Consider the following 16,904-nt stretch of genomic DNA (forward strand, 5'->3'; position numbering starts at 1 on the left):
GAGGTCTTCATCCCAGCCTTCGCCGCGCGGACGGCCCTGCAAACCCAACCAGCGATGCCGCCCGCGCTGGCAACAAGACCGTCAATGCACTAACATTCCAGCCGGACCCGTCAGTGGGGGCTGATCATGCTCGTACTGTGCCTGTGGGACGGAACCAGTCTTCGAATTCCCGACCAGCGGAATGGCGAGGATGGGAATGATGAGCATCATCGCGCTCATGATCATCAACGTGTCCGACCAGCCATAGGCGTCGATCAGGCCTTGGCTGAGAGGCGCGAAAATGAACATGCCTGCCGACCCGGCCGCCGTGCCGATACCGAAGACGATCGACCGCTTTTCTGGCGGCGTGTTGCGCCCGAACGAGGCGAGCACGATCGAGAACGAGCTTGCCGCGACCCCGAGGCCGACAAGGACGCCGCCGGAGATATGCAGCATGGTCGGCGTGTCGGCGGTCGCCATCAGCGCGAGGCCGGCTGCGTAGAGGAGGCCGCCGAAGGAAAGAACGCGCCATGTGCCGTAGCGGTCGGCAATTGCGCCGAAGATCGGCTGGCCAAGGCCCCACAGAAGGTTCTGGATCGCCATGGCGAGACCGAACGTCGTACGGTCCCAGCCCTTTTCCGCCAGCATCGGCAACTGGAAGAAGCCCATGGCCGAGCGGGGCCCGAAAGCCATGCCGGCAATGATGCAGCCGCAGATGATCAAAAGCCACGGCACGGGGCGCGTGGCTGGGCGGGCGGCGGAAATGGTTGTCATGGTGCGGGTCTCGATTGGTGATCGAGACTAGCCGAGCGACTGTTCAAACGGAAACGAATTGAAACGATGGATCGTTCAATTTCGCTTATTCGTCATCTTTGCGGAAGCGGCCAGCCCGGCGTGCTCGGCTGCCCGGCAATCGGCACCTCGCCCGGCAGCGGCGGGCGCGTCGGATCGAAGTAGACCTGCCGCTCGCGACGAAATTCGCGCAGCGGAATGTTGGTCTGCGTCTGGATGCCCGGGCCGGTCTGCGCAATCGGCGGCGCGACCGTCACGCGTGGACGGTTGTAGGGGATCTGGCGCGAGCGCGCACCGGCGTCTGGCACCTCGATGTTCATGCCGGCCTGAAGCCTGTTTGGCCGCAGCCCCGGATTGGCCTGCATTAGCGTCTCGACATTGACGCCGCACGCTGCGGCAATCGCCGACAGCGTGTCGCCGCGCGATATCGTCACCTGACCGGGACAGGCGAGGGCCGACGAATTCGCAAGTACCGGCATTGAGACGATCGCGGCGAGGGCGAGCTTGGAAAGCGTCATGCTTGCAACTTAGGGCGCGCGTCCGCGATTTGCACCCGTCCTCCAGCTATTGTGATGGTGCCGCCCGCAGTAGACGCGGTGCGACTGGGATCGTCAGCCCCTTCGCCTCGAAAGCGGCCTTGGCCTTTTGCGTCATGTCGATCTTGGTTTCCCAGAAATCCGCAGTCGCAGTCCAGTAGTGCAGCGTGACGCCGACGGCCGCGTCGCCGAGCGTGGCGACGAAGGTTTCCGGCGCCGGCTCTTCGAGTATGCGCCCGTCTTCTGCGGCAAGATCGAGGAGCACCTGGCGCGCGGTCGCGACGTCGTCGCCATAGGCGATGGTCAGCGCCAGTTCCGTGCGTCGAAGCGGATTGCGCGTCGCATTGGTCACGGGCACGTTCCAAAGGAGACTGTTGGGCGCGAAGATATAGAGCCCGTCCGCGCCGCGCAGTTCGGTCGCGAAAAGTCCGATTTCCTCGATCGTGCCGGATATGGTCGGCGTGGTTATGAATTCGCCCACGCGGAAAGGCCGCAGCACGAGGAGCATGATGCCGGCGGCGATGTTCTGAAGCGTCCCCTGCAGGGCAAGGCCGACGGCGAGGCCGGCGGCGCCGAGCGCGGCGATGATGCTCGTGGTCTGGACGCCGAACTGCGCCAAAGCCGTCACCGCGACGAGGATCAGGATCGTGTAGCGCACGACCTTGGAGAGAAACCGGCGCAGGGTCTCGTCGACGCCCTTGATCCTCCCCAAGGCGGAATAAAGCCAGCGCTCGAAGATGCCCGCCGCGATATATCCGATGAAGAGGAGGACGATCGCGCCAACGAAAGACAGTGAATAGGCGCCGATCAGCGCGCCGGCCTCGCGCAGCGCCATTTCGCTCATGGTCACCGCGTCCGTCGCCCGAGTTTCCAGTTCGTTCATTGGTGATTCCATCCCGTCTGCCAGGGCATATTAAGCCCTTTGCTCGCGCGAAAACCAAGCCGTGCAAGCCGCTGGACAGACGTCCCAATTCGGCCATAATCGGAGCGCGAAAGCGAAAATTCGCCGACCTCGGAAAGGTGTCGGCGGGCCGGAATTGGGAGGAGCAATGCCGGCGCCGGACTTTCCCGAGGAAGTCAGCCGCAATGGCATCCGCACCCACCGCATCAGGCATCACGCTGCGCGCCGCCCGCATCGGCGACGAGGACGCACTGGCCGCCCTCGAGGCCCGTGTGTTCACCCATGACCGGATTTCGCGCCGCTCCTTCCACAAGCTGATCGAGCGTTCGACCGCCGAGACGACCGTCGCGATCAAGGACGGCGTGATCGTCGGTTATTGCATGGTGTTGTTCCGAAAGGGCAGCGGCGTCGCGCGGCTCTATTCCATCGCGGCCGACGAGCACATGCAGGGAACTGGCCTCGGGCGCACGCTGCTCGCTGCCGCGGAGCATGCCGCCTACGAGCACGGCCGCATGCTCCTGCGGCTTGAGGTGCGCGAGGACAATCCGCGCGCCATCGCGCTTTACGAGAAGAACCACTACCGCCGAATCGGCATCGAGGACGGCTATTACGAGGACGGTGTTGCGGCGATCCGCATGGAAAAGCTGCTTCATGGCGAGGTGCGCTCGACCAAGGTGCCGTTCTACGCGCAGACCTCTGATTTCACCTGCGGCCCCTGCTGCCTGATGATGGCGATGGCGCATTTCGACCCTGACTACGTACCCGAACCTGTCAAGGAAATCCGTCTTTGGCGCGAGGCGACGACGATCTTCATGATGTCGGGACCCGGCGGCTGCGAACCCTTTGGCCTTGCTGTTTCGGCGCATGAGCATGGCCTGCGCTCCGAGATCTTCGTCTCGCATGAAGGCCCACTCTTCCTTCAATCCGTGCGCGACAAGGAAAAGCGCCGCGTGATGCTGCTCGCGCAGATCGATTTTCGCGCACGCATCGCCGAATACGGCGTGACCGTCCACGATCGGGCGTTCGTGCTCGACGATATTCGCACCGCCTTGAAACAAGGGCGCCTCGTGATGGTTCTGATCTCGGGCTTCCTGATGTTCGGCAAGAAGGTGCCGCATTGGGTTCTGGCCATCGACGATGATGGCGACCACATATTCATCCACGATCCATGGGTCGAGGAAGAGCACGGCGAGACGGCCTCCGACGCGGCGAACGTGCCGGTGCCATATGAGATGTTCATGCGAATGGCGCAGTTCGGCCATCCCCCCTTGCGGGCCGCCGTCATGCTCGGAGACAGACGAAAAAAATGACCTGGGTCATCCTGACCGGCCGCAAGAGCGACCTCGACCAGTTCGAAACCCCTCACAAGATCATCACCAACCGAGACTACCTCACCCACCCCTCCCTGTTTCGCACGCAACGCCCGAAGATCATCAATCTGTCGGGCTCCTACGCCTATCAGAGCCGCGGCTACTATGCCTCGCTCCTGGCTGGATCGCGCGGTCACCGGATAATTCCGTCGGTCGAGACCATGATCGACCTGTCGGAAAAGAAGCTCTACGAGGCCTCGCTGCCCGAGCTCGAGCAGACGCTCAACCGCTGCCGCAAGGAACTCGGCGGAGCGTTTCCAAGTCGGATCGGCGTGTTCTTCGGCATAGGACCGTCGAAGGCCTGGGACCGCTTCGCGCGGCTTCTCTTCGACTGGTTCCGCGCGCCCGCATTGGAGGTGACGATCCGCGACAATGGCGAATGGGCCTCGATTGGCCGCATCGGCTTCCTGCCGCTGGCCCGCATGAAGGAAGACGAGAAGACGCGTTTTCTCGACGCGCTTGACACCTACACCGCGCGCGAGTGGCGCGACACCAAGCTGCGCACGCCCTCGCGCTATTCCTTCGCGACGCTGGTGGACCCCAAGGAGGAATTGCCGCCATCTTCCATTGCCTCGCTCAAATACTGGTCGCGCATCGCCGCCAAGATGGGCGTCGAGGTCGAGCCGATCAGCAAGCGCGACCTGCCGAAACTGGCCAATTACGACGCGCTGTTCATTCGAGAGACGACCACGATTTCAAACCACACCTACCGCTTCGCGCGCCGCGCACAGCAAGAGGGCATGCCTGTCATCGACGACCCGCTGTCGATGATCCGCTGCACCAACAAGGTCTACCTCAACGAGTTGATGGAGGCGCATGACGTGCCGGTGCCGCCGACGGTAACGATCGCAGGCACGGCTGATTTGCAACACGCAGCCGACATGCTCGGCTTTCCGCTGGTCTTGAAGATCCCCGACAGCGCGTTTTCACGCGGCGTGAAGAAGGCGAATGATTTTGAGGCGCTGAAATCCCTTGCCGCCAAATGGCTGGAAGATTCCGATCTCCTGGTCGCGCAGAAATATTCGCCGACGGATTATGACTGGCGCATCGGGGTCCTCGGCGGGCAGCCGCTCTTTGCCGTGCAGTATCTCATGGCCAACAAGCACTGGCAGATCGTCAATCACGACCGACGCGGCAAGCCCGATGAGGGCGGCTTTCGCGCCTTCACGCTGGCGCAGGCGCCGGCTCATGTGGTCGAGACGGCGGTCCGCGCCGCTCGCTGCGTCGGCGACGGGCTCTATGGCGTCGACCTCAAGGAGATGCCGAGCGGCGAGATCTATGTCATCGAGGTCAACGACAACCCCAATCTCGAACACGGCGTCGAAGATGCCGGCGAGAAGGACGAAGTCTGGGTGCGGCTGACGAAGTGGTTCTTGAACAGGCTTGAAATGCAGGGGCGCTAGTCGACAGCCGCCTCGATCTCTGCAAAGCGCGCCAGAAACGCGTTCTGCACCAGCAATGCGGCCTGCGGTTCCAGCGCGAGTTCGCCAGCTGTGACTCCGGTGGGCCGACCGAAGAATTTCACCGCCTCGGCCATGCCGAATCCGGCAAGCCGCGTCGCCTCGTGATAGGCGGCGATCTGGTCGGCGCGCTTGATGGCCTTCTTGATTGCCGCAGGAAGTGCTGGGGGGAGTCCGAACCGCAGATGGATTGCCACCTGCAGGCGATGCTCGACGACGCGATAGCTGTCGCCGATCTGCCGCTTGAAGGGCGAGATCATGTCGCCGATCACATATTCGGGCGCGTCGTGCAGCAGGGCCGCAAGATGCCAGCGTGGCTCGAACTCGGGTTCGATGGAGCGCAGGATCGTCTCGACGACCAGCGAGTGCTGCGCGACGGAGAAAGCGTGCGCTCCATGCGTCTGGCCATTCCAGCGCGCGACGCGCGCCAGCCCGTGCGCAATGTCGCTGATCTCGATGTCGAGCGGTGAAGGGTCGAGAAGGTCGAGCCTGCGCCCCGACAGCATACGCTGCCATGCGCGCGCGGGGGCGCCCGGACGGTCCGGCATCAGTCGGTCGCGCTCGTCTCGGGAAGCGTGTAGCGCGCCCAGCCCGGAATGCTCAGCGTTACCCGCGCATCGCCCGCGACAATATCCTGGCCGGCGTCGAGCGCATCCTTGACGCGGTCGATCCGCACGATGGCGATGCCGCTGCCGTCTGCGCCTGAGCCGAGCGTACCGATCGGGCGTCCACTGACCGTGATTTCCGTCCCGGGGTCAGGCAGCGCATCGTCGCTTCTGGCGATCATGACCCGCCGCCGCGCGGTCCCGCGGTGCTGCATACGCGAAACGACCTCCTGCCCGACGAAGCAGCCCTTTTTCAGCCCGACACCGCCGTTTTGGTCGTAGAGAATATCGTGGGGAAAGGCGTCCGAAAGCGCAAAGTCAGTTCCGCTTTCGGCGATGCCGCTGTCGACACGCAACCTGGTCCATGCCGCGTGGTCGGCGGTGGCCGCCGGCAAGGCTTCATAGTGCCGCCAGACCGGATCGGAAAAGCGCAGGTCGCGGACGCTTGAATCAGATTGCGAAGCACCAGATTCATCGCCCCATGAAACAGCGACAAGCTCTTGTTCCTGCTTGGCGATCGTGACCTTGGCTCGCAGCTTGTAGATGGTGAGCCGCTTGACGAGATCATCCGCGACATCCGCCCGGCATTCGAGGCGGAATCCCTCTCCCGAGCGGGAGATCAGGAAGTCGAACAGAATCTTGCCCTGCGGCGTCAACAGCGCGCCGGGTCGCGCATCGCCGCGCGCCAGCGAAGCGAGATCGGGCGTGATCAGGTTCTGCAAAAAGTGCTCGGCCTCCGGCCCGTCCACGGTGACGAAAGCGCGCGAGGTGAGATGAACGGTCGGCATGGTGCGACTCGGCGGTCTGTTGCGATGACGCCGCTTAGGTAGGCGCAAGCGCCGGCCGGGGCAAGCCGGCGACCTCACTCACCGCCGACGAAAAACTCCCACTCGCCGTCCGGCGAGATGCCGACACGAAAGAAGATATAGGTGCCGTAGGCTTTCATCTCCTCGTAGTCGCCGGCGGTGACGAGCTTGAAGAGCTCGACGCGCTGCGGCGGCGTCAAGTCGTCGATCGGGATCGCCAGGAAGTACGGCCAGGCATAGATCTCGTTGTCGGTTCCGATGTCCAGATGAACAAACCCGGCGGCGAGCACCTCATAGAGGATTGCAAGGATTTCGTGGCCTTGGTCGTCACCCGAAAGGCTTTTCAGGTGCTCGATCGGGTCACCTTCGACCGCGGACAGCGATAGCTGCGTCGCGTTCGCGCCGGTGGAAAGGAACGCGCGCAGCGCCTCGACGTCTCCCGCCTTGCAGGCCGCCATGATCAATTCGCGTATGCGCCGAACCGGTTCGGGCAGCAGCATGACGTCGTAGAGGACGCGGGGAGCCGCTTCAGGCGCGGACGCGCCCGGCATGGCGGGTCGTATCGGGTCGGGCAGGGGCACTTCAAGCGACGGCATCTCGGGCTGGGGCAGTTCCATCGCCGGCTCGTCTTCTGCCGGTGTCTCGACTTGCGCTTCCTGCAACTCACTGAAGGCATGCGCCGGCGTGGCCAGGAGCAGCGCGGCTAAGCACAGAGCGGGCAGGGTGGGCACGGTGATCATCATGGCCGGAACGCTATCACGCGCATGCAGGATTCGCCCGTGGCAAAATGGTCAGTGCAGCTTCTTGTCGCCGTCGAATGCGCCGGAGAGCGCCAGCTTGCGCATCTTTTCGAGCAGCAGTACGGCGGAATCCTCGCCAGCCGTCTTCACAAGTTCGCGCAGCGCCGTCGATAGCGCCGCCTCGGCGATGATTTCCGGCTCGATCCCCGCAGACAGGCCTTCGGCCCACGCCTCGCAATGGCTCTCGACGGCCGTCAGCCGCTTTTCCTCGCGGATGATCGCGTCGATATCGTTGAGGCTGTAGTTCATCGGCTAACCCCCGGCGCCGAGTTCATCGGCATTTGGTACTTGTCGTTGAGGACTGGTTAAGCCTTTCTACCACAGCAGAAATGTCACGCATCGAGACTTTGATTAAAAAGTTAATCAAATACTAATTGCCAAAGCGCGCGGCTGTGTCGCGAGTAAGCTTTTCGCCTTCTTCCATGTAGCGGGAAATGGCTTCGATCGCCGAAGGGGTGCAGCGCGTGTAGTTGGCTGCGAAGGCCTGGTAACCGGTATTGAAGCTGGCGATGAATTTGGCGCGGCGCGCCTCGTCCGGCTGCTCGGCCTCCAACAGCCGCTCCATATGGCCGAGCCATTCGTCGCTCGCCTCGTCGCACAGATTGCGCAGGAAATGCAGCGATCCCAACACTTCGGACAGCCGCACGAGATTGGCTTCGAAGGGCGAATCCGCCGCGCGCGCGCCAGCGCCCGGCGTCATTACGAGGCCAGCAATGAGCAGGATGCGGAAGAGAAGGGGCATGCGCAGGCGCGATCCGTCAGGTAAAGGTCTTCGTTTAGAACATCGCGCCGAAAAGTGGTATCCAGCGCGCGGTATATTCTGCAGCCGATCTATTCATCTGTCTTCGGGCCGGATTGTGACGTGGCGACTTCGCGCGCGAATTCCAGGGTGGACGCGGTGATGTCGAGCCGTTCCATCTCGCCGATCGTGTACCAGCCAAGGCTCTCTGCATCGTCGCCGGCGACCGCATCGCCAGCCGCTTCATGCGCGCGGAAGACGTCGAGCTCATAGACCATGTCTTCGCCCTCGATTTCGATGCGCCGCAGGAGCACGAGTTTGCCGGCCATGAGCCCCGTTTCTTCCATCAGTTCGCGCCGGGCCGCATCCTCCGCGCTCTCGCCCGCCTCGCAGCGCCCGCCTGGAAAGGCATACAGACCGCGCGCCGCGCCGCGGCCGCGCCTGACGAGCAGGAAGCGGCCGTCCTTGAACAACGCCACGGAGGCGGCAGCGATGCGCTTCATCGGATAGGCTCTCCCGTCCGTCCGTCCACTCCACTACATAGGGGCCATGTGTGGACGTTTCGTATTGACCCAGACGGCGGCGCAGATCGAGGCGCTGTTCGCGATCATGCCGCTCGAGGGCGGCCTGGCACCTCGCTACAACATCGCGCCAACGCAGCCGATCCTGATGATCGCCGCCGGCTATCGCCGCGAGCCGGGCTCGAACCTGCCCGACCGCCGCGCCGAACTGGTGCGTTGGGGTTTGCTGCCGTCCTGGGTTAAGGACGTCAAGGCGTTTCCGCTGCTGATCAATGCCCGTTCTGAAACGGCCCCCGAGAAGAACGCATTCCGTGCCGCGCTACGCCACCGGCGCTCGCTGGTGCCGGCATCGGGCTTTTACGAGTGGAGAAGAGACGGAAAGGGCCGGCCGCAGCCTTATTTCCTGAAGCCGCGCCATGGCGGTGCATTGGCCTTTGCCGGGCTGATGGAGACCTACATCGACCCGAACGGCAGCGAAATGGATACGGGTGCGATCCTGACGACCTCGGCAAACGAGACGCTGGCACCGATTCACGACCGGATGCCGGTCGTCATTCATGAGCAGGATTTTGCCGAATGGCTCGATTGCGTCGGCAACGAGCCACGTGACGTCGCGCATCTGATGCGCCCGGCCGAGCCGGATCTGTTCGAGGCGATCCCGGTGTCGGATCGCGTCAACAAGGTCGCCAATGACGACCCGGATCTCATCCACCCGGCGCTGGTCGCGCCGGAGCCTGTTGCCGCGAAAAAGCCGAAGCCGAAGACGGATCAGCTCAGCCTGTTCTGAGTTCGTCAGGCGGACTTCTTCATCGTCTGCTGCGACTTCGGCTCCGCCGTGCGCTTGCGCGGGGCGGCGAGGACGGCCGCCAGGATCGCCGCCGGCCCGATGTTGCGGTAGTGCTGGGTCAGCGACATGTATTCGGCGCGTTGACGTTCGGTCTTGGTGGCGAGGACGGGCATTTCCTGATCTCCTGTTTGCAATGTTCGGCGGGTACCGGTCCGAACTGGGGATCGAATAAGACCAAAGCTTGGCCGCAGGGATGGCCGATGCGGACAATTCAGTTCAATTTGCACCGGCATGCTTAACGCATTCTTTAAGCGGCATTTTCGCCACGCAAACGGCCATTTGGCGGCCCTATTTCCGCCCTTGACGCGCCTTGATGGCAGCGCGATAAAGCAGCCATGAAAACGCAGCTCGCCATTACCGGCATTTGCATTATCGGCTAGCAGCCTGCTGGTCCGGACGTTTTCGCCCTTCCGATCGTGAACGAGAAAACCTCCCGGCCAGCCGGTGGAGGGCTAGTTTCGTGGGAAGGTTGACGCATGACTGAAGCGCCGCAACTGCGCTTGACCAATACGCTGACGAAGACGAAGGAAGTCTTCCGGCCGATCGATCCGCAGAATGTGCGGATGTATGTCTGCGGCCCGACGGTCTACGACTTCGCTCATATCGGCAATGCGCGGCCGGTCATCGTGTTCGACGTGCTGTTTCGGCTGCTGCGCTATCTGTATGGGGGCGAGCACGTCACCTATGTCCGCAACATCACCGACGTCGACGACAAGATCAACGAGCGCGCGCTGCGCGACTTTCCCGACCTGCCGCTGAACGAGGCGATCCGCAAGGTCACCGAGACGACCGCCAACCAGTTCCATGAAGACGTCGCAGCGCTTGGCTGCCTGCAGCCGACGCACGAGCCGCGCGCGACCGAATTCGTGCTTCCGCGCGAGGACGGCAAGGCCGACATGGTCAGCTTGATTCAATCTCTCATCGACCGCGGCCATGCCTATGCGGCGCAAGGGGAAATCCTCTTCGACACGGTCTCGATGGCGGATTATGGCAAGCTCGCCGGCCGCAACCTCGAAGACCAGCGGGCCGGCGCGCGCGTCGCCGTCGATGCGCACAAGAAGCACCCCGGCGATTTCGTGCTCTGGAAGGCGTCGAGCAACGCCGAGCCAGGCTGGGACGCGACCTTCACCATCAACGGCAAACCGCTCCCGATCCGTGGCCGTCCGGGCTGGCACATCGAATGCTCGGCCATGTCGGCCGCCTATCTCGGCGAGGTCTTCGACATTCACGGCGGCGGCCTCGACCTGATCTTCCCCCACCACGAAAACGAGATCGCCCAGTCCCGCTGCGCCCACGGCACGGATGTCATGGCGAACTACTGGCTTCACAACGGCTTCGTCCAGGTCGAGGGGCGCAAGATGTCGAAGTCCGAGGGCAACTTCGTCACGATCCATGACCTGCTGCACACGGAAAAATTCGGCGGCCGCAAATGGCCGGGCGAAGTGCTGAGGCTGGCGATGCTGATGACGCACTACCGCGAGCCGATCGATTTCAGCGTGCGCAGGCTGGAGGAGGCGGAAAGCACGCTGCGCAAGTGGCTGCGCGTTGTAGACCAGGCGGCCGGTGATGGCGACATCGCCCAGCCAGTGCTCGACGCCCTCGCTGACGACTTGGCGACGAGCGAAGCGTTTCATGCTCTGTCGCAACTGGCGGGTGCGGGCACTGATGAGGCTGCTGCGTCGCTGAAGGCGACGATCGCCTTTTTGGGCTTCGAGCCGGAGACAGTCGACGTGGATGAAGATGCCGTGAAGCGCTTCGTCGCAGACCGCCTCGCTTTCATCCGCGACAAGAACTGGAACGAAGCCGATCGCATCCGCGACGAGCTTCTGGCGCAGGGCATTCAGTTGAAAGACGGCAAGGACCCCGCCACCGGCGAACGCGTGACGACCTGGGAGGTGAAGAGGTGAGCCTTCCCAACAAGCCTGTCTATACCGGTGGTTGCCAGTGCGGCGCCGTGCGGTTTCGCGTCAATGGGGCGCTGACCTCGGTTTCGATCTGCCACTGCCGCATGTGCCAGAAGGCATTCGGAGCGTTCTACGCGCCGCTCGCTACAGCTCCGGAAGGTGGTCTCGAATGGACGCGCGGCGAGCCGAAGCGCTACCGCTCGTCGAGCCACGTGCTGCGCGGCTTTTGCGGCGAATGCGGCACGCCGTTGACCTATGAGGCGCCGGACGGCGTCGCGCTCGCCATCGGTGCATTCGACGATCCGGCTTCGGTCGCGCCGACAAGGCAATGGGGAATCGAGGCGAAGCTGCCTTATGTGGATGCGTTGCCGGCGCTGCCCGCCTCGCCGACGGAAGCGGATGGCGATGCGACTTTCCTCGCCGACCTCGTTTCCTGCCAGCATCCCGACCACGACACCGAATCCTGGCCGCCAAAGGAGCGGACATGACCCGCGAGCGCATCTACCTCTTCGACACCACGCTTCGAGACGGCCAGCAAACGCCGGGCGTCGATTTCTCGGTCGAGGACAAGATTGCGATTGCCAGCATGCTCGACTCGTTCGGCATCGACTATGTCGAAGGTGGCTACCCCGGCGCGAACCCGACCGACACGGCGCTTTTTCAAGAAAAGCGAACCTCGAAATCGACCTTCGTCGCCTTCGGCATGACCAAGCGGGCAGGGGTCTCGGCGTCGAACGATCCCGGCCTCGCCGAGCTTCTTCAGGCCAAGGCGGACGCGATCTGCTTCGTCGCCAAGAGTTGGGATTATCACGTCCGCGTCGCCCTCGGCTGCACCAACGAGGAAAATCTCGACGCGATCCGCGCGTCCGTCGAGGCCGCAAAGGCGGCGGGCCGCGAGCCGATGGTGGATTGCGAGCATTTCTTCGACGGCTACAAGGCCAATCCCGATTATGCGCTGGCCTGTGCGAAGGCCGCCTACGCATCCGGCGCGCGCTGGGTGGTGCTGTGCGACACGAATGGCGGCACGCAGCCGGGCGAGGTGCGCGAGATCGTCGCTGCCGTCATCGCATCCGGCATCCCCGGCGATCACCTTGGCATTCATGCCCATGACGACACCGGCCAGGCCGTCGCCAATTCGCTTGCCGCGGTCAAGGCGGGCGTGCGGCAGATACAGGGTACGCTGAACGGCATCGGCGAGCGCTGCGGCAACGCCAATCTTGTGACGATTATCCCGACGCTGGTGCTGAAGCCGGCTTTCGCTGATCGCTTCGAGACGGCGATCTCGCCCGAGCGGCTCGAGGGCCTTGCTCGGCTGTCGCGCGCGTTCGACGAACTCCTCAACCGCGCGCCGAACATGCAGGCCCCCTATGTCGGCGTCTCGGCCTTCGCCACCAAGGCCGGAATCCACGCTTCCGCGATCCTGAAAGAGCCGCAGACCTATGAGCACGTGCCGCCGGAAACGGTCGGCAACATTCGCAAGGTCATGGTGTCGGACCAGGGCGGCAAGTCGAACTTCATCGCCGAACTGAAGCGGCGCGGCATCGCAGTCGACAAGGCCGATCCGCGGCTCGACACGCTGATCTCGCTCGTCAAGGAGCGCGAGGCGGAAGGCTACGCCTATGAGGGCGCCGATGCGAGTTTCGAGCTTCTGGCGCGTCGTACGCTCGGCCGCGTGCCCGAATTCTTCAAGGTCGACAGCTTCCGCTGCATGGTCGAGCGCCGTTTCGACGCCAACGGCCAACTGAAGACCATTTCCGAGGCGATCGTGAAGCTGAGGGTCGAGGGCGAGGAGAAGATGTCGGTTGCCGAGGGGCACGGCCCGGTCAACGCGCTGGATCTGGCGCTGCGCAAGGACCTCGGCAAGTTCCAGGCCGAAATCGAGGATCTCGAGCTTGTCGATTACAAGGTGCGCATCCTCAATGGCGGCACCGAGGCGATCACGCGCGTCCTGATCGAATCCCACGATGCGACCGGCGCGCGCTGGTGGACGGTGGGCGTTTCCGACAACATCATCGACGCCTCGTTTCAGGCTCTGCTGGATTCCATCGTGTACAAGCTCGTCAAGGCTGGCGAGACGAAGGGCGAAGCCACGGCGGCGTGATTGCACCATCAATCGGATGCGATTGGTGCATCAATGATTTGCGATGGTCGCGCCGGTCGCACCGTGCGACACCGCCTGCCAACACCATCCCGGAAGATTGCCGCCTGCCATGAACGAGAGCCAGATCGAACGCCCCGAGCCCCTGCGCGGCTTCGCCTTTGCGGGGGCGGCCTATCTTTTCTGGGGCTTCATGCCGCTCTTGATGAAGGCACTCGACCACGTGCCGGCGGCAGAGATCGTCGCCCACCGCGTCATCTGGTCCTTGCCGGTCGCGGCGATCATCCTCGTCGCCATGGGCCGCACCGGGGATATCGCCCCGGCGTTGCGCTCGCCGCGCACCCTGGTCATGGCGACGCTGACGGCGGCGCTCATCTCGCTCAACTGGGGCATCTACATCTGGGCGATCGCGGTCGACCGTACGGTCGAGACCGCGCTCGGATACTACATCAATCCGCTGGTGACGGTGCTGATGGGCGCCGTGCTGCTCGGCGAGCGGCTGTCGCGCGCACAGGTCGTCGCCGTCGGCCTCGCGGCAATTGCGGTTGCGATCCTGACCTGGGATGCGGGCGGCTTGCCATGGGTCTCGCTGGTGCTGGCCTTCACCTTTGCGGGCTATGGTTTTCTGCGCAAGACACTGCCGATCGGTCCGAGCCAGGGCTTCTTCCTCGAAGTCCTGATCCTCACGCCACCTGCAATCTTGTGGCTCGGCTATCTTGCGGTGACCGGCCCCACCGCCTTCGGCTTCGACATGCCGCTCACCATGGCGCTTCTGATCTTGTGCGGGCCTGCGACGGCGATCCCGCTCATCCTTTATGCCTTCGGCGCGAAGCTTTTGAAAATCTCGTCGATCGGCATCATGCAGTACATCGCACCGACGATCATCGCGACCATTGCCGTTTTCGTCTTCGGCGAGCCCTTCGGCGCGGCCCGTCTCGTCGCCTTCGGCTTCATCTGGGCGGCGCTCGCCATCTATACATGGTCGATGTTCTCGCAGCGCAAGCTCGGCGCGGCCGAGGCGGTGGCGGCTACATCCGCTCGATGATCGCCTGATCGCCTTCCGCGTCCGCGGTCGCGCGCGCCGCGTCCAGGATCGACGGCACGATCTTCGACGGCTCGTCCACCACCAGCGGGCGCACCATGTGCTGCGAGTGGATGAAGCCCTCGGCCTTCATATGGTCGATCAGCGCCAGCATCGGGTTCCAGAAGCCGCCGACATTGCCGAACACCATCGGCTTCTGGTGCCGGCCGAGCTGCGCCCAGGTCATGATCTCGACGATTTCCTCGACAGTCCCGATGCCGCCCGGCAGCGCGACGAACGCGTCGGAGCGCTCGAACATCGCATGCTTGCGCTCGTGCATGTCCTCGGTCAGAATCACCTCGTCGAGATGGTCGAGCCCAGTCTCGTCGCCGGCTTCCTTGCGGATCAGGAAGCGCGGAATGATGCCTGTGACGTGGCCGCCGGCATCGACGGCACCATTGGCGACGGCGCCCATGATGCCTTTGAGCCCGCCGCCATAGACGAGCGTGAGCCCGGCCTCGGCGATGGCGTTCCCGAGCGCGCGCCCGGCTTCGAGATAAACCGGGCTGTTGCCCGGCGAGGAACCGCAATAGACGCAGATGGATCGAATCGTGCTCATGATGCGCAATGGGTAGGCGTGTGGTCGGCGAGGTCAAGGCTAACCGACGGCCTTTTTCTTGTAGCGCCGCCGGAAACCGGATAAACCGGGCTTTGCCGGCTTTGGGACCGGTTTCGGGAAGGCACGAATGGTCGCGAACTGGCTGAAAATCTTGTTGTTCGTCGCAGGCGGATCGACCGCTGCTGTGGCCACGGCCTACTACACCGGCATCTATGATCCTTGGGCGGCCGAGGATAGCGCGACGCCGATCGCCGCGTCCGAGCCGGCCAGGCCGGAATCCGTCGCGCCCGACGCCGAGACCGAATCGCGGGACGAACCGGAGACTGCCGGCGATGAAACGGCCGGCACAGACAATGCATCGGCAACGGACGCAGCCGACGCGGGCGAATCCGCTTCAGAAATAGCCACGGTAACCGAACCCGAAACGGGCGAGGGGCGAGACGACGATCTTGTCGTGCCATCCTTCGACATCGTTCGCGTCGAGCCCGATGGCTCGATGGTGATCGCGGGCAGCGCCGAACCGAATTCGCAAATTGAGGTCGTTGCCGGCGCGGACGTGATCGCGCGCGCCGATGTGGGTGCGGCTGGCGATTTCGCCGCCGTGCTCGACGATGCGCTGCGTCCCGGAGACTACCAGATCGTGCTGCGCTCGACCGGGCCAGGCGAGGGGTTGGTGACGACGTCGCAGGAAACGGCCATTGTCTCCGTTCCCGAAGATCGCAACGGCGATGTCCTCGCCCTGGTCGAGGAGCCCGGCGCCCCGTCGCGGCTCATTACCGTTCCGGAGACGCAAGCCGAAGGTGCGGTCGAGCCCGAGGCAGATTCGGCCGAAGTTGCGGCCGTCGATGAGACGCAGGACGCGTCGACTGCCTCAGGCGAGCCATCGCAGGAAGAATCTGCAGAGGGCGCGGCGACTTCGGGCGGCGAAGACGAAGTGCCATCGCAGCCGTCGGACAGCGTGGCAGACGAAGAGCCTGCAGTGGGCGAGGCCGAGCTTGCTGCCCGTTCCCAGCTCGAAACCGCACCGACTCAGGACCGGCCGGCCAGCCCACGAAGCGCGCTTGCCGTCGAGGCGATGGAGATCGAAGGTGGCACGGTTTTTGTCGCCGGCCGCGGTGCCGCCGGTTCGACCGTGCGCGTCTATGCAAATGAAATTCTGCTCGGCGAGGCGCGTGTTTCGGACGGCGGGCGCTTCCTGATCGAGACGCAGACCGAACTGCCGGTCGGCGACTACATCGTCCGCGCCGATGTCATCGGTCCGGGTGGCGAAGTAACAGCGCGCGCGGCCGTGCCGTTCCAGCGCGAACCGGGCGAGGCGGTCGCCGCCGTCGCGCCCGCGGAGACGACACCGCCTTCGGAACCCGAGCCCGCTGCGCGGGAAGCCGCCGCCAGTGAAGACGTCGCCGCGGCAGCGTCGGGCTCGCAGTCCGAAGCAGCCTCGCAAGGGGCAGTCGTTTCCGGTGGGCCGGCAGCGACCGGCGAAGACCCGAACCTGGAGACGCCGTCCATGGCAGGCACCCCGGCAGCTTCTCCCGCCCTGGCGGCCTCCGAAGCGGATACTGACGTTGCTGCCGCCACGCCCGCGATCGAGGAAACGATGGCTGCGCCCCTCGAGGCGGCAGACGGAGCGGTCATCATCCGGCGCGGCGATACGCTCTGGCGCATTTCCCGGCGCGTCTATGGGCGCGGCGTGCGCTACTCCACCATCTATCTCGCCAACCAGGAGCAGATCCGCGATCCGGACATGATCTGGCCAGGACAGGTATTCTCGGTCCCGGATGAGACAGAGCAGGGCGAGAAGGCGGATATGAGTACGGTTTCCGACCAGGTCGTTCCCCCAAAGGCCACGCAGTAAACTACAAGGCCGCCATTGAGGCGGCCTTGTCTTTTCCAAGTTCATCGTATA

The 16,904-nt window shown here is 64.0% G+C and carries 19 protein-coding genes; 8 read left to right on the forward strand and 11 right to left on the reverse strand.

All coding sequences use genetic code 11. The features are described 5' to 3' along the window. Positions 1-81 precede the first annotated feature (81 nt). The 3 genes from GTK01_RS12425 to GTK01_RS12435 form a co-directional block, all read right to left on the reverse strand. The gene (locus tag GTK01_RS12425) at positions 82-753 is read right to left on the reverse strand and encodes an MFS transporter (RefSeq protein ID WP_371924343.1); all 672 of its coding nucleotides are present in this window, start codon (positions 751-753) and stop codon (positions 82-84) included. A 92-nt stretch (positions 754-845) separates the two neighbouring features. Further along, complete coding sequence (locus GTK01_RS12430) at positions 846-1,289, reverse strand: LysM domain-containing protein (protein ID WP_252926212.1); 444 nt, start codon at positions 1,287-1,289, stop codon at positions 846-848. 46 nt (positions 1,290-1,335) lie between these two features. Next, positions 1,336-2,190, reverse strand: a complete 855-nt coding sequence (locus tag GTK01_RS12435) for a mechanosensitive ion channel family protein (RefSeq protein WP_256483847.1) — start codon at positions 2,188-2,190, stop codon at positions 1,336-1,338. A gap of 203 nt (positions 2,191-2,393) precedes the next feature. On the opposite strand from GTK01_RS12435, the gene GTK01_RS12440 reads away from it, so the two are divergent. Both GTK01_RS12440 and GTK01_RS12445 read left to right on the forward strand, forming a co-directional pair. Further along, the gene (locus tag GTK01_RS12440; RefSeq protein WP_252926213.1) at positions 2,394-3,518 is read left to right on the forward strand and encodes a GNAT family N-acetyltransferase/peptidase C39 family protein; all 1,125 of its coding nucleotides are present in this window, start codon (positions 2,394-2,396) and stop codon (positions 3,516-3,518) included. After that, positions 3,515-4,981: a RimK family protein gene (locus GTK01_RS12445; RefSeq protein ID WP_252926214.1), complete on the forward strand. Its 1,467-nt coding sequence runs from the start codon at positions 3,515-3,517 to the stop codon at positions 4,979-4,981. Before GTK01_RS12440 ends, GTK01_RS12445 begins: the two co-directional genes overlap by 4 nt. Here GTK01_RS12445 and GTK01_RS12450 read toward each other — a convergent pair. From GTK01_RS12450 to GTK01_RS12475, 6 genes are all read right to left on the reverse strand, one after another. Continuing rightward, the gene (locus GTK01_RS12450; RefSeq protein WP_252926383.1) at positions 4,978-5,589 is read right to left on the reverse strand and encodes an HD family hydrolase; all 612 of its coding nucleotides are present in this window, start codon (positions 5,587-5,589) and stop codon (positions 4,978-4,980) included. The genes GTK01_RS12445 and GTK01_RS12450 overlap by 4 nt on opposite strands. Next, the gene (locus tag GTK01_RS12455; RefSeq protein ID WP_252926215.1) at positions 5,586-6,431 is read right to left on the reverse strand and encodes a folate-binding protein YgfZ; all 846 of its coding nucleotides are present in this window, start codon (positions 6,429-6,431) and stop codon (positions 5,586-5,588) included. The genes GTK01_RS12450 and GTK01_RS12455 overlap by 4 nt, the downstream gene beginning before the upstream one ends. Positions 6,432-6,505: 74 nt before the next feature. After that, positions 6,506-7,192, reverse strand: coding sequence for a hypothetical protein (locus GTK01_RS12460; RefSeq protein WP_252926216.1), 687 nt, complete (start codon positions 7,190-7,192; stop codon positions 6,506-6,508). Positions 7,193-7,240: 48 nt separating this feature from the next. Beyond that, the gene (locus GTK01_RS12465) at positions 7,241-7,498 is read right to left on the reverse strand and encodes a hypothetical protein (RefSeq protein ID WP_252926217.1); all 258 of its coding nucleotides are present in this window, start codon (positions 7,496-7,498) and stop codon (positions 7,241-7,243) included. A gap of 121 nt (positions 7,499-7,619) precedes the next feature. Beyond that, positions 7,620-7,991, reverse strand: coding sequence for a TIGR02301 family protein (locus GTK01_RS12470; RefSeq protein WP_252926218.1), 372 nt, complete (start codon positions 7,989-7,991; stop codon positions 7,620-7,622). A gap of 89 nt (positions 7,992-8,080) precedes the next feature. Further along, positions 8,081-8,491 carry an NUDIX hydrolase gene (locus GTK01_RS12475; RefSeq protein WP_252926219.1) on the reverse strand — a complete coding sequence of 137 codons (411 nt, stop codon included), beginning with the start codon at positions 8,489-8,491 and terminating at the stop codon, positions 8,081-8,083. Between the two features lie 46 nt (positions 8,492-8,537). Between GTK01_RS12475 and GTK01_RS12480 the strand changes: the two genes are divergently transcribed. Next, positions 8,538-9,296, forward strand: coding sequence for an SOS response-associated peptidase (locus GTK01_RS12480; RefSeq protein WP_252926220.1), 759 nt, complete (start codon positions 8,538-8,540; stop codon positions 9,294-9,296). A 5-nt stretch (positions 9,297-9,301) separates the two neighbouring features. Here the strand turns inward: GTK01_RS12480 and GTK01_RS12485 are convergent, their stop codons facing one another. Beyond that, the gene (locus GTK01_RS12485) at positions 9,302-9,469 is read right to left on the reverse strand and encodes a transcriptional regulator (protein WP_252926221.1); all 168 of its coding nucleotides are present in this window, start codon (positions 9,467-9,469) and stop codon (positions 9,302-9,304) included. 363 nt (positions 9,470-9,832) lie between these two features. On the opposite strand from GTK01_RS12485, the gene cysS reads away from it, so the two are divergent. The 4 genes from cysS (at position 9,833) to rarD (ending at position 14,403) form a co-directional block, all read left to right on the forward strand. Next, a complete protein-coding gene (gene cysS / locus GTK01_RS12490) occupies positions 9,833-11,263 on the forward strand; it encodes a cysteine--tRNA ligase (RefSeq protein ID WP_252926222.1) in 1,431 nt (476 codons plus the stop codon). Continuing rightward, positions 11,260-11,748, forward strand: coding sequence for a GFA family protein (locus tag GTK01_RS12495; protein WP_252926223.1), 489 nt, complete (start codon positions 11,260-11,262; stop codon positions 11,746-11,748). Before cysS ends, GTK01_RS12495 begins: the two co-directional genes overlap by 4 nt. Next, complete coding sequence (gene cimA, locus GTK01_RS12500; RefSeq protein WP_252926224.1) at positions 11,745-13,361, forward strand: citramalate synthase; 1,617 nt, start codon at positions 11,745-11,747, stop codon at positions 13,359-13,361. Before GTK01_RS12495 ends, cimA begins: the two co-directional genes overlap by 4 nt. Positions 13,362-13,470: 109 nt before the next feature. Beyond that, positions 13,471-14,403, forward strand: coding sequence for an EamA family transporter RarD (gene rarD / locus GTK01_RS12505; protein ID WP_252926225.1), 933 nt, complete (start codon positions 13,471-13,473; stop codon positions 14,401-14,403). Here the strand turns inward: rarD and GTK01_RS12510 are convergent. Further along, positions 14,387-14,998, reverse strand: a complete 612-nt coding sequence (locus GTK01_RS12510; RefSeq protein ID WP_252926226.1) for a TIGR00730 family Rossman fold protein — start codon at positions 14,996-14,998, stop codon at positions 14,387-14,389. The two genes, rarD and GTK01_RS12510, sit on opposite strands and share 17 nt — an antisense overlap. A 127-nt stretch (positions 14,999-15,125) precedes the next feature. Between GTK01_RS12510 and GTK01_RS12515 the strand changes: the two genes are divergently transcribed. After that, entirely contained in the window at positions 15,126-16,853 is a 1,728-nt protein-coding gene (locus tag GTK01_RS12515; RefSeq protein WP_252926227.1) for a LysM peptidoglycan-binding domain-containing protein, read from the forward strand. The last annotated feature ends 51 nt before the right edge of the window (positions 16,854-16,904 follow it).

The sequence above is a fragment of the Aliihoeflea sp. 40Bstr573 genome, assembly GCF_024105655.1.
GTDB lineage: Bacteria > Pseudomonadota > Alphaproteobacteria > Rhizobiales > Rhizobiaceae > Aliihoeflea.

Excerpts from the sequence above, each read along its gene's own strand:
- GTK01_RS12425 (WP_371924343.1), bottom strand. The coding sequence starts at position 753 with ATGACAACCATTTCCGCCGCCCGCCCAGCCACGCGCCCCGTGCCGTGG.
- GTK01_RS12430 (WP_252926212.1), bottom strand. The coding sequence starts at position 1,289 with ATGACGCTTTCCAAGCTCGCCCTCGCCGCGATCGTCTCAATGCCGGTA.
- GTK01_RS12435 (WP_256483847.1), bottom strand. The coding sequence starts at position 2,190 with ATGAACGAACTGGAAACTCGGGCGACGGACGCGGTGACCATGAGCGAA.
- GTK01_RS12440 (WP_252926213.1), top strand. The coding sequence starts at position 2,394 with ATGGCATCCGCACCCACCGCATCAGGCATCACGCTGCGCGCCGCCCGC.
- GTK01_RS12445 (WP_252926214.1), top strand. The coding sequence starts at position 3,515 with ATGACCTGGGTCATCCTGACCGGCCGCAAGAGCGACCTCGACCAGTTC.
- GTK01_RS12455 (WP_252926215.1), bottom strand. The coding sequence starts at position 6,431 with ATGCCGACCGTTCATCTCACCTCGCGCGCTTTCGTCACCGTGGACGGG.
- GTK01_RS12460 (WP_252926216.1), bottom strand. The coding sequence starts at position 7,192 with ATGATGATCACCGTGCCCACCCTGCCCGCTCTGTGCTTAGCCGCGCTG.
- GTK01_RS12465 (WP_252926217.1), bottom strand. The coding sequence starts at position 7,498 with ATGAACTACAGCCTCAACGATATCGACGCGATCATCCGCGAGGAAAAG.
- GTK01_RS12470 (WP_252926218.1), bottom strand. The coding sequence starts at position 7,991 with ATGCCCCTTCTCTTCCGCATCCTGCTCATTGCTGGCCTCGTAATGACG.
- GTK01_RS12475 (WP_252926219.1), bottom strand. The coding sequence starts at position 8,491 with ATGAAGCGCATCGCTGCCGCCTCCGTGGCGTTGTTCAAGGACGGCCGC.
- GTK01_RS12480 (WP_252926220.1), top strand. The coding sequence starts at position 8,538 with ATGTGTGGACGTTTCGTATTGACCCAGACGGCGGCGCAGATCGAGGCG.
- GTK01_RS12485 (WP_252926221.1), bottom strand. The coding sequence starts at position 9,469 with ATGCCCGTCCTCGCCACCAAGACCGAACGTCAACGCGCCGAATACATG.
- cysS (WP_252926222.1), top strand. The coding sequence starts at position 9,833 with ATGACTGAAGCGCCGCAACTGCGCTTGACCAATACGCTGACGAAGACG.
- cimA (WP_252926224.1), top strand. The coding sequence starts at position 11,745 with ATGACCCGCGAGCGCATCTACCTCTTCGACACCACGCTTCGAGACGGC.
- rarD (WP_252926225.1), top strand. The coding sequence starts at position 13,471 with ATGAACGAGAGCCAGATCGAACGCCCCGAGCCCCTGCGCGGCTTCGCC.
- GTK01_RS12510 (WP_252926226.1), bottom strand. The coding sequence starts at position 14,998 with ATGAGCACGATTCGATCCATCTGCGTCTATTGCGGTTCCTCGCCGGGC.
- GTK01_RS12515 (WP_252926227.1), top strand. The coding sequence starts at position 15,126 with ATGGTCGCGAACTGGCTGAAAATCTTGTTGTTCGTCGCAGGCGGATCG.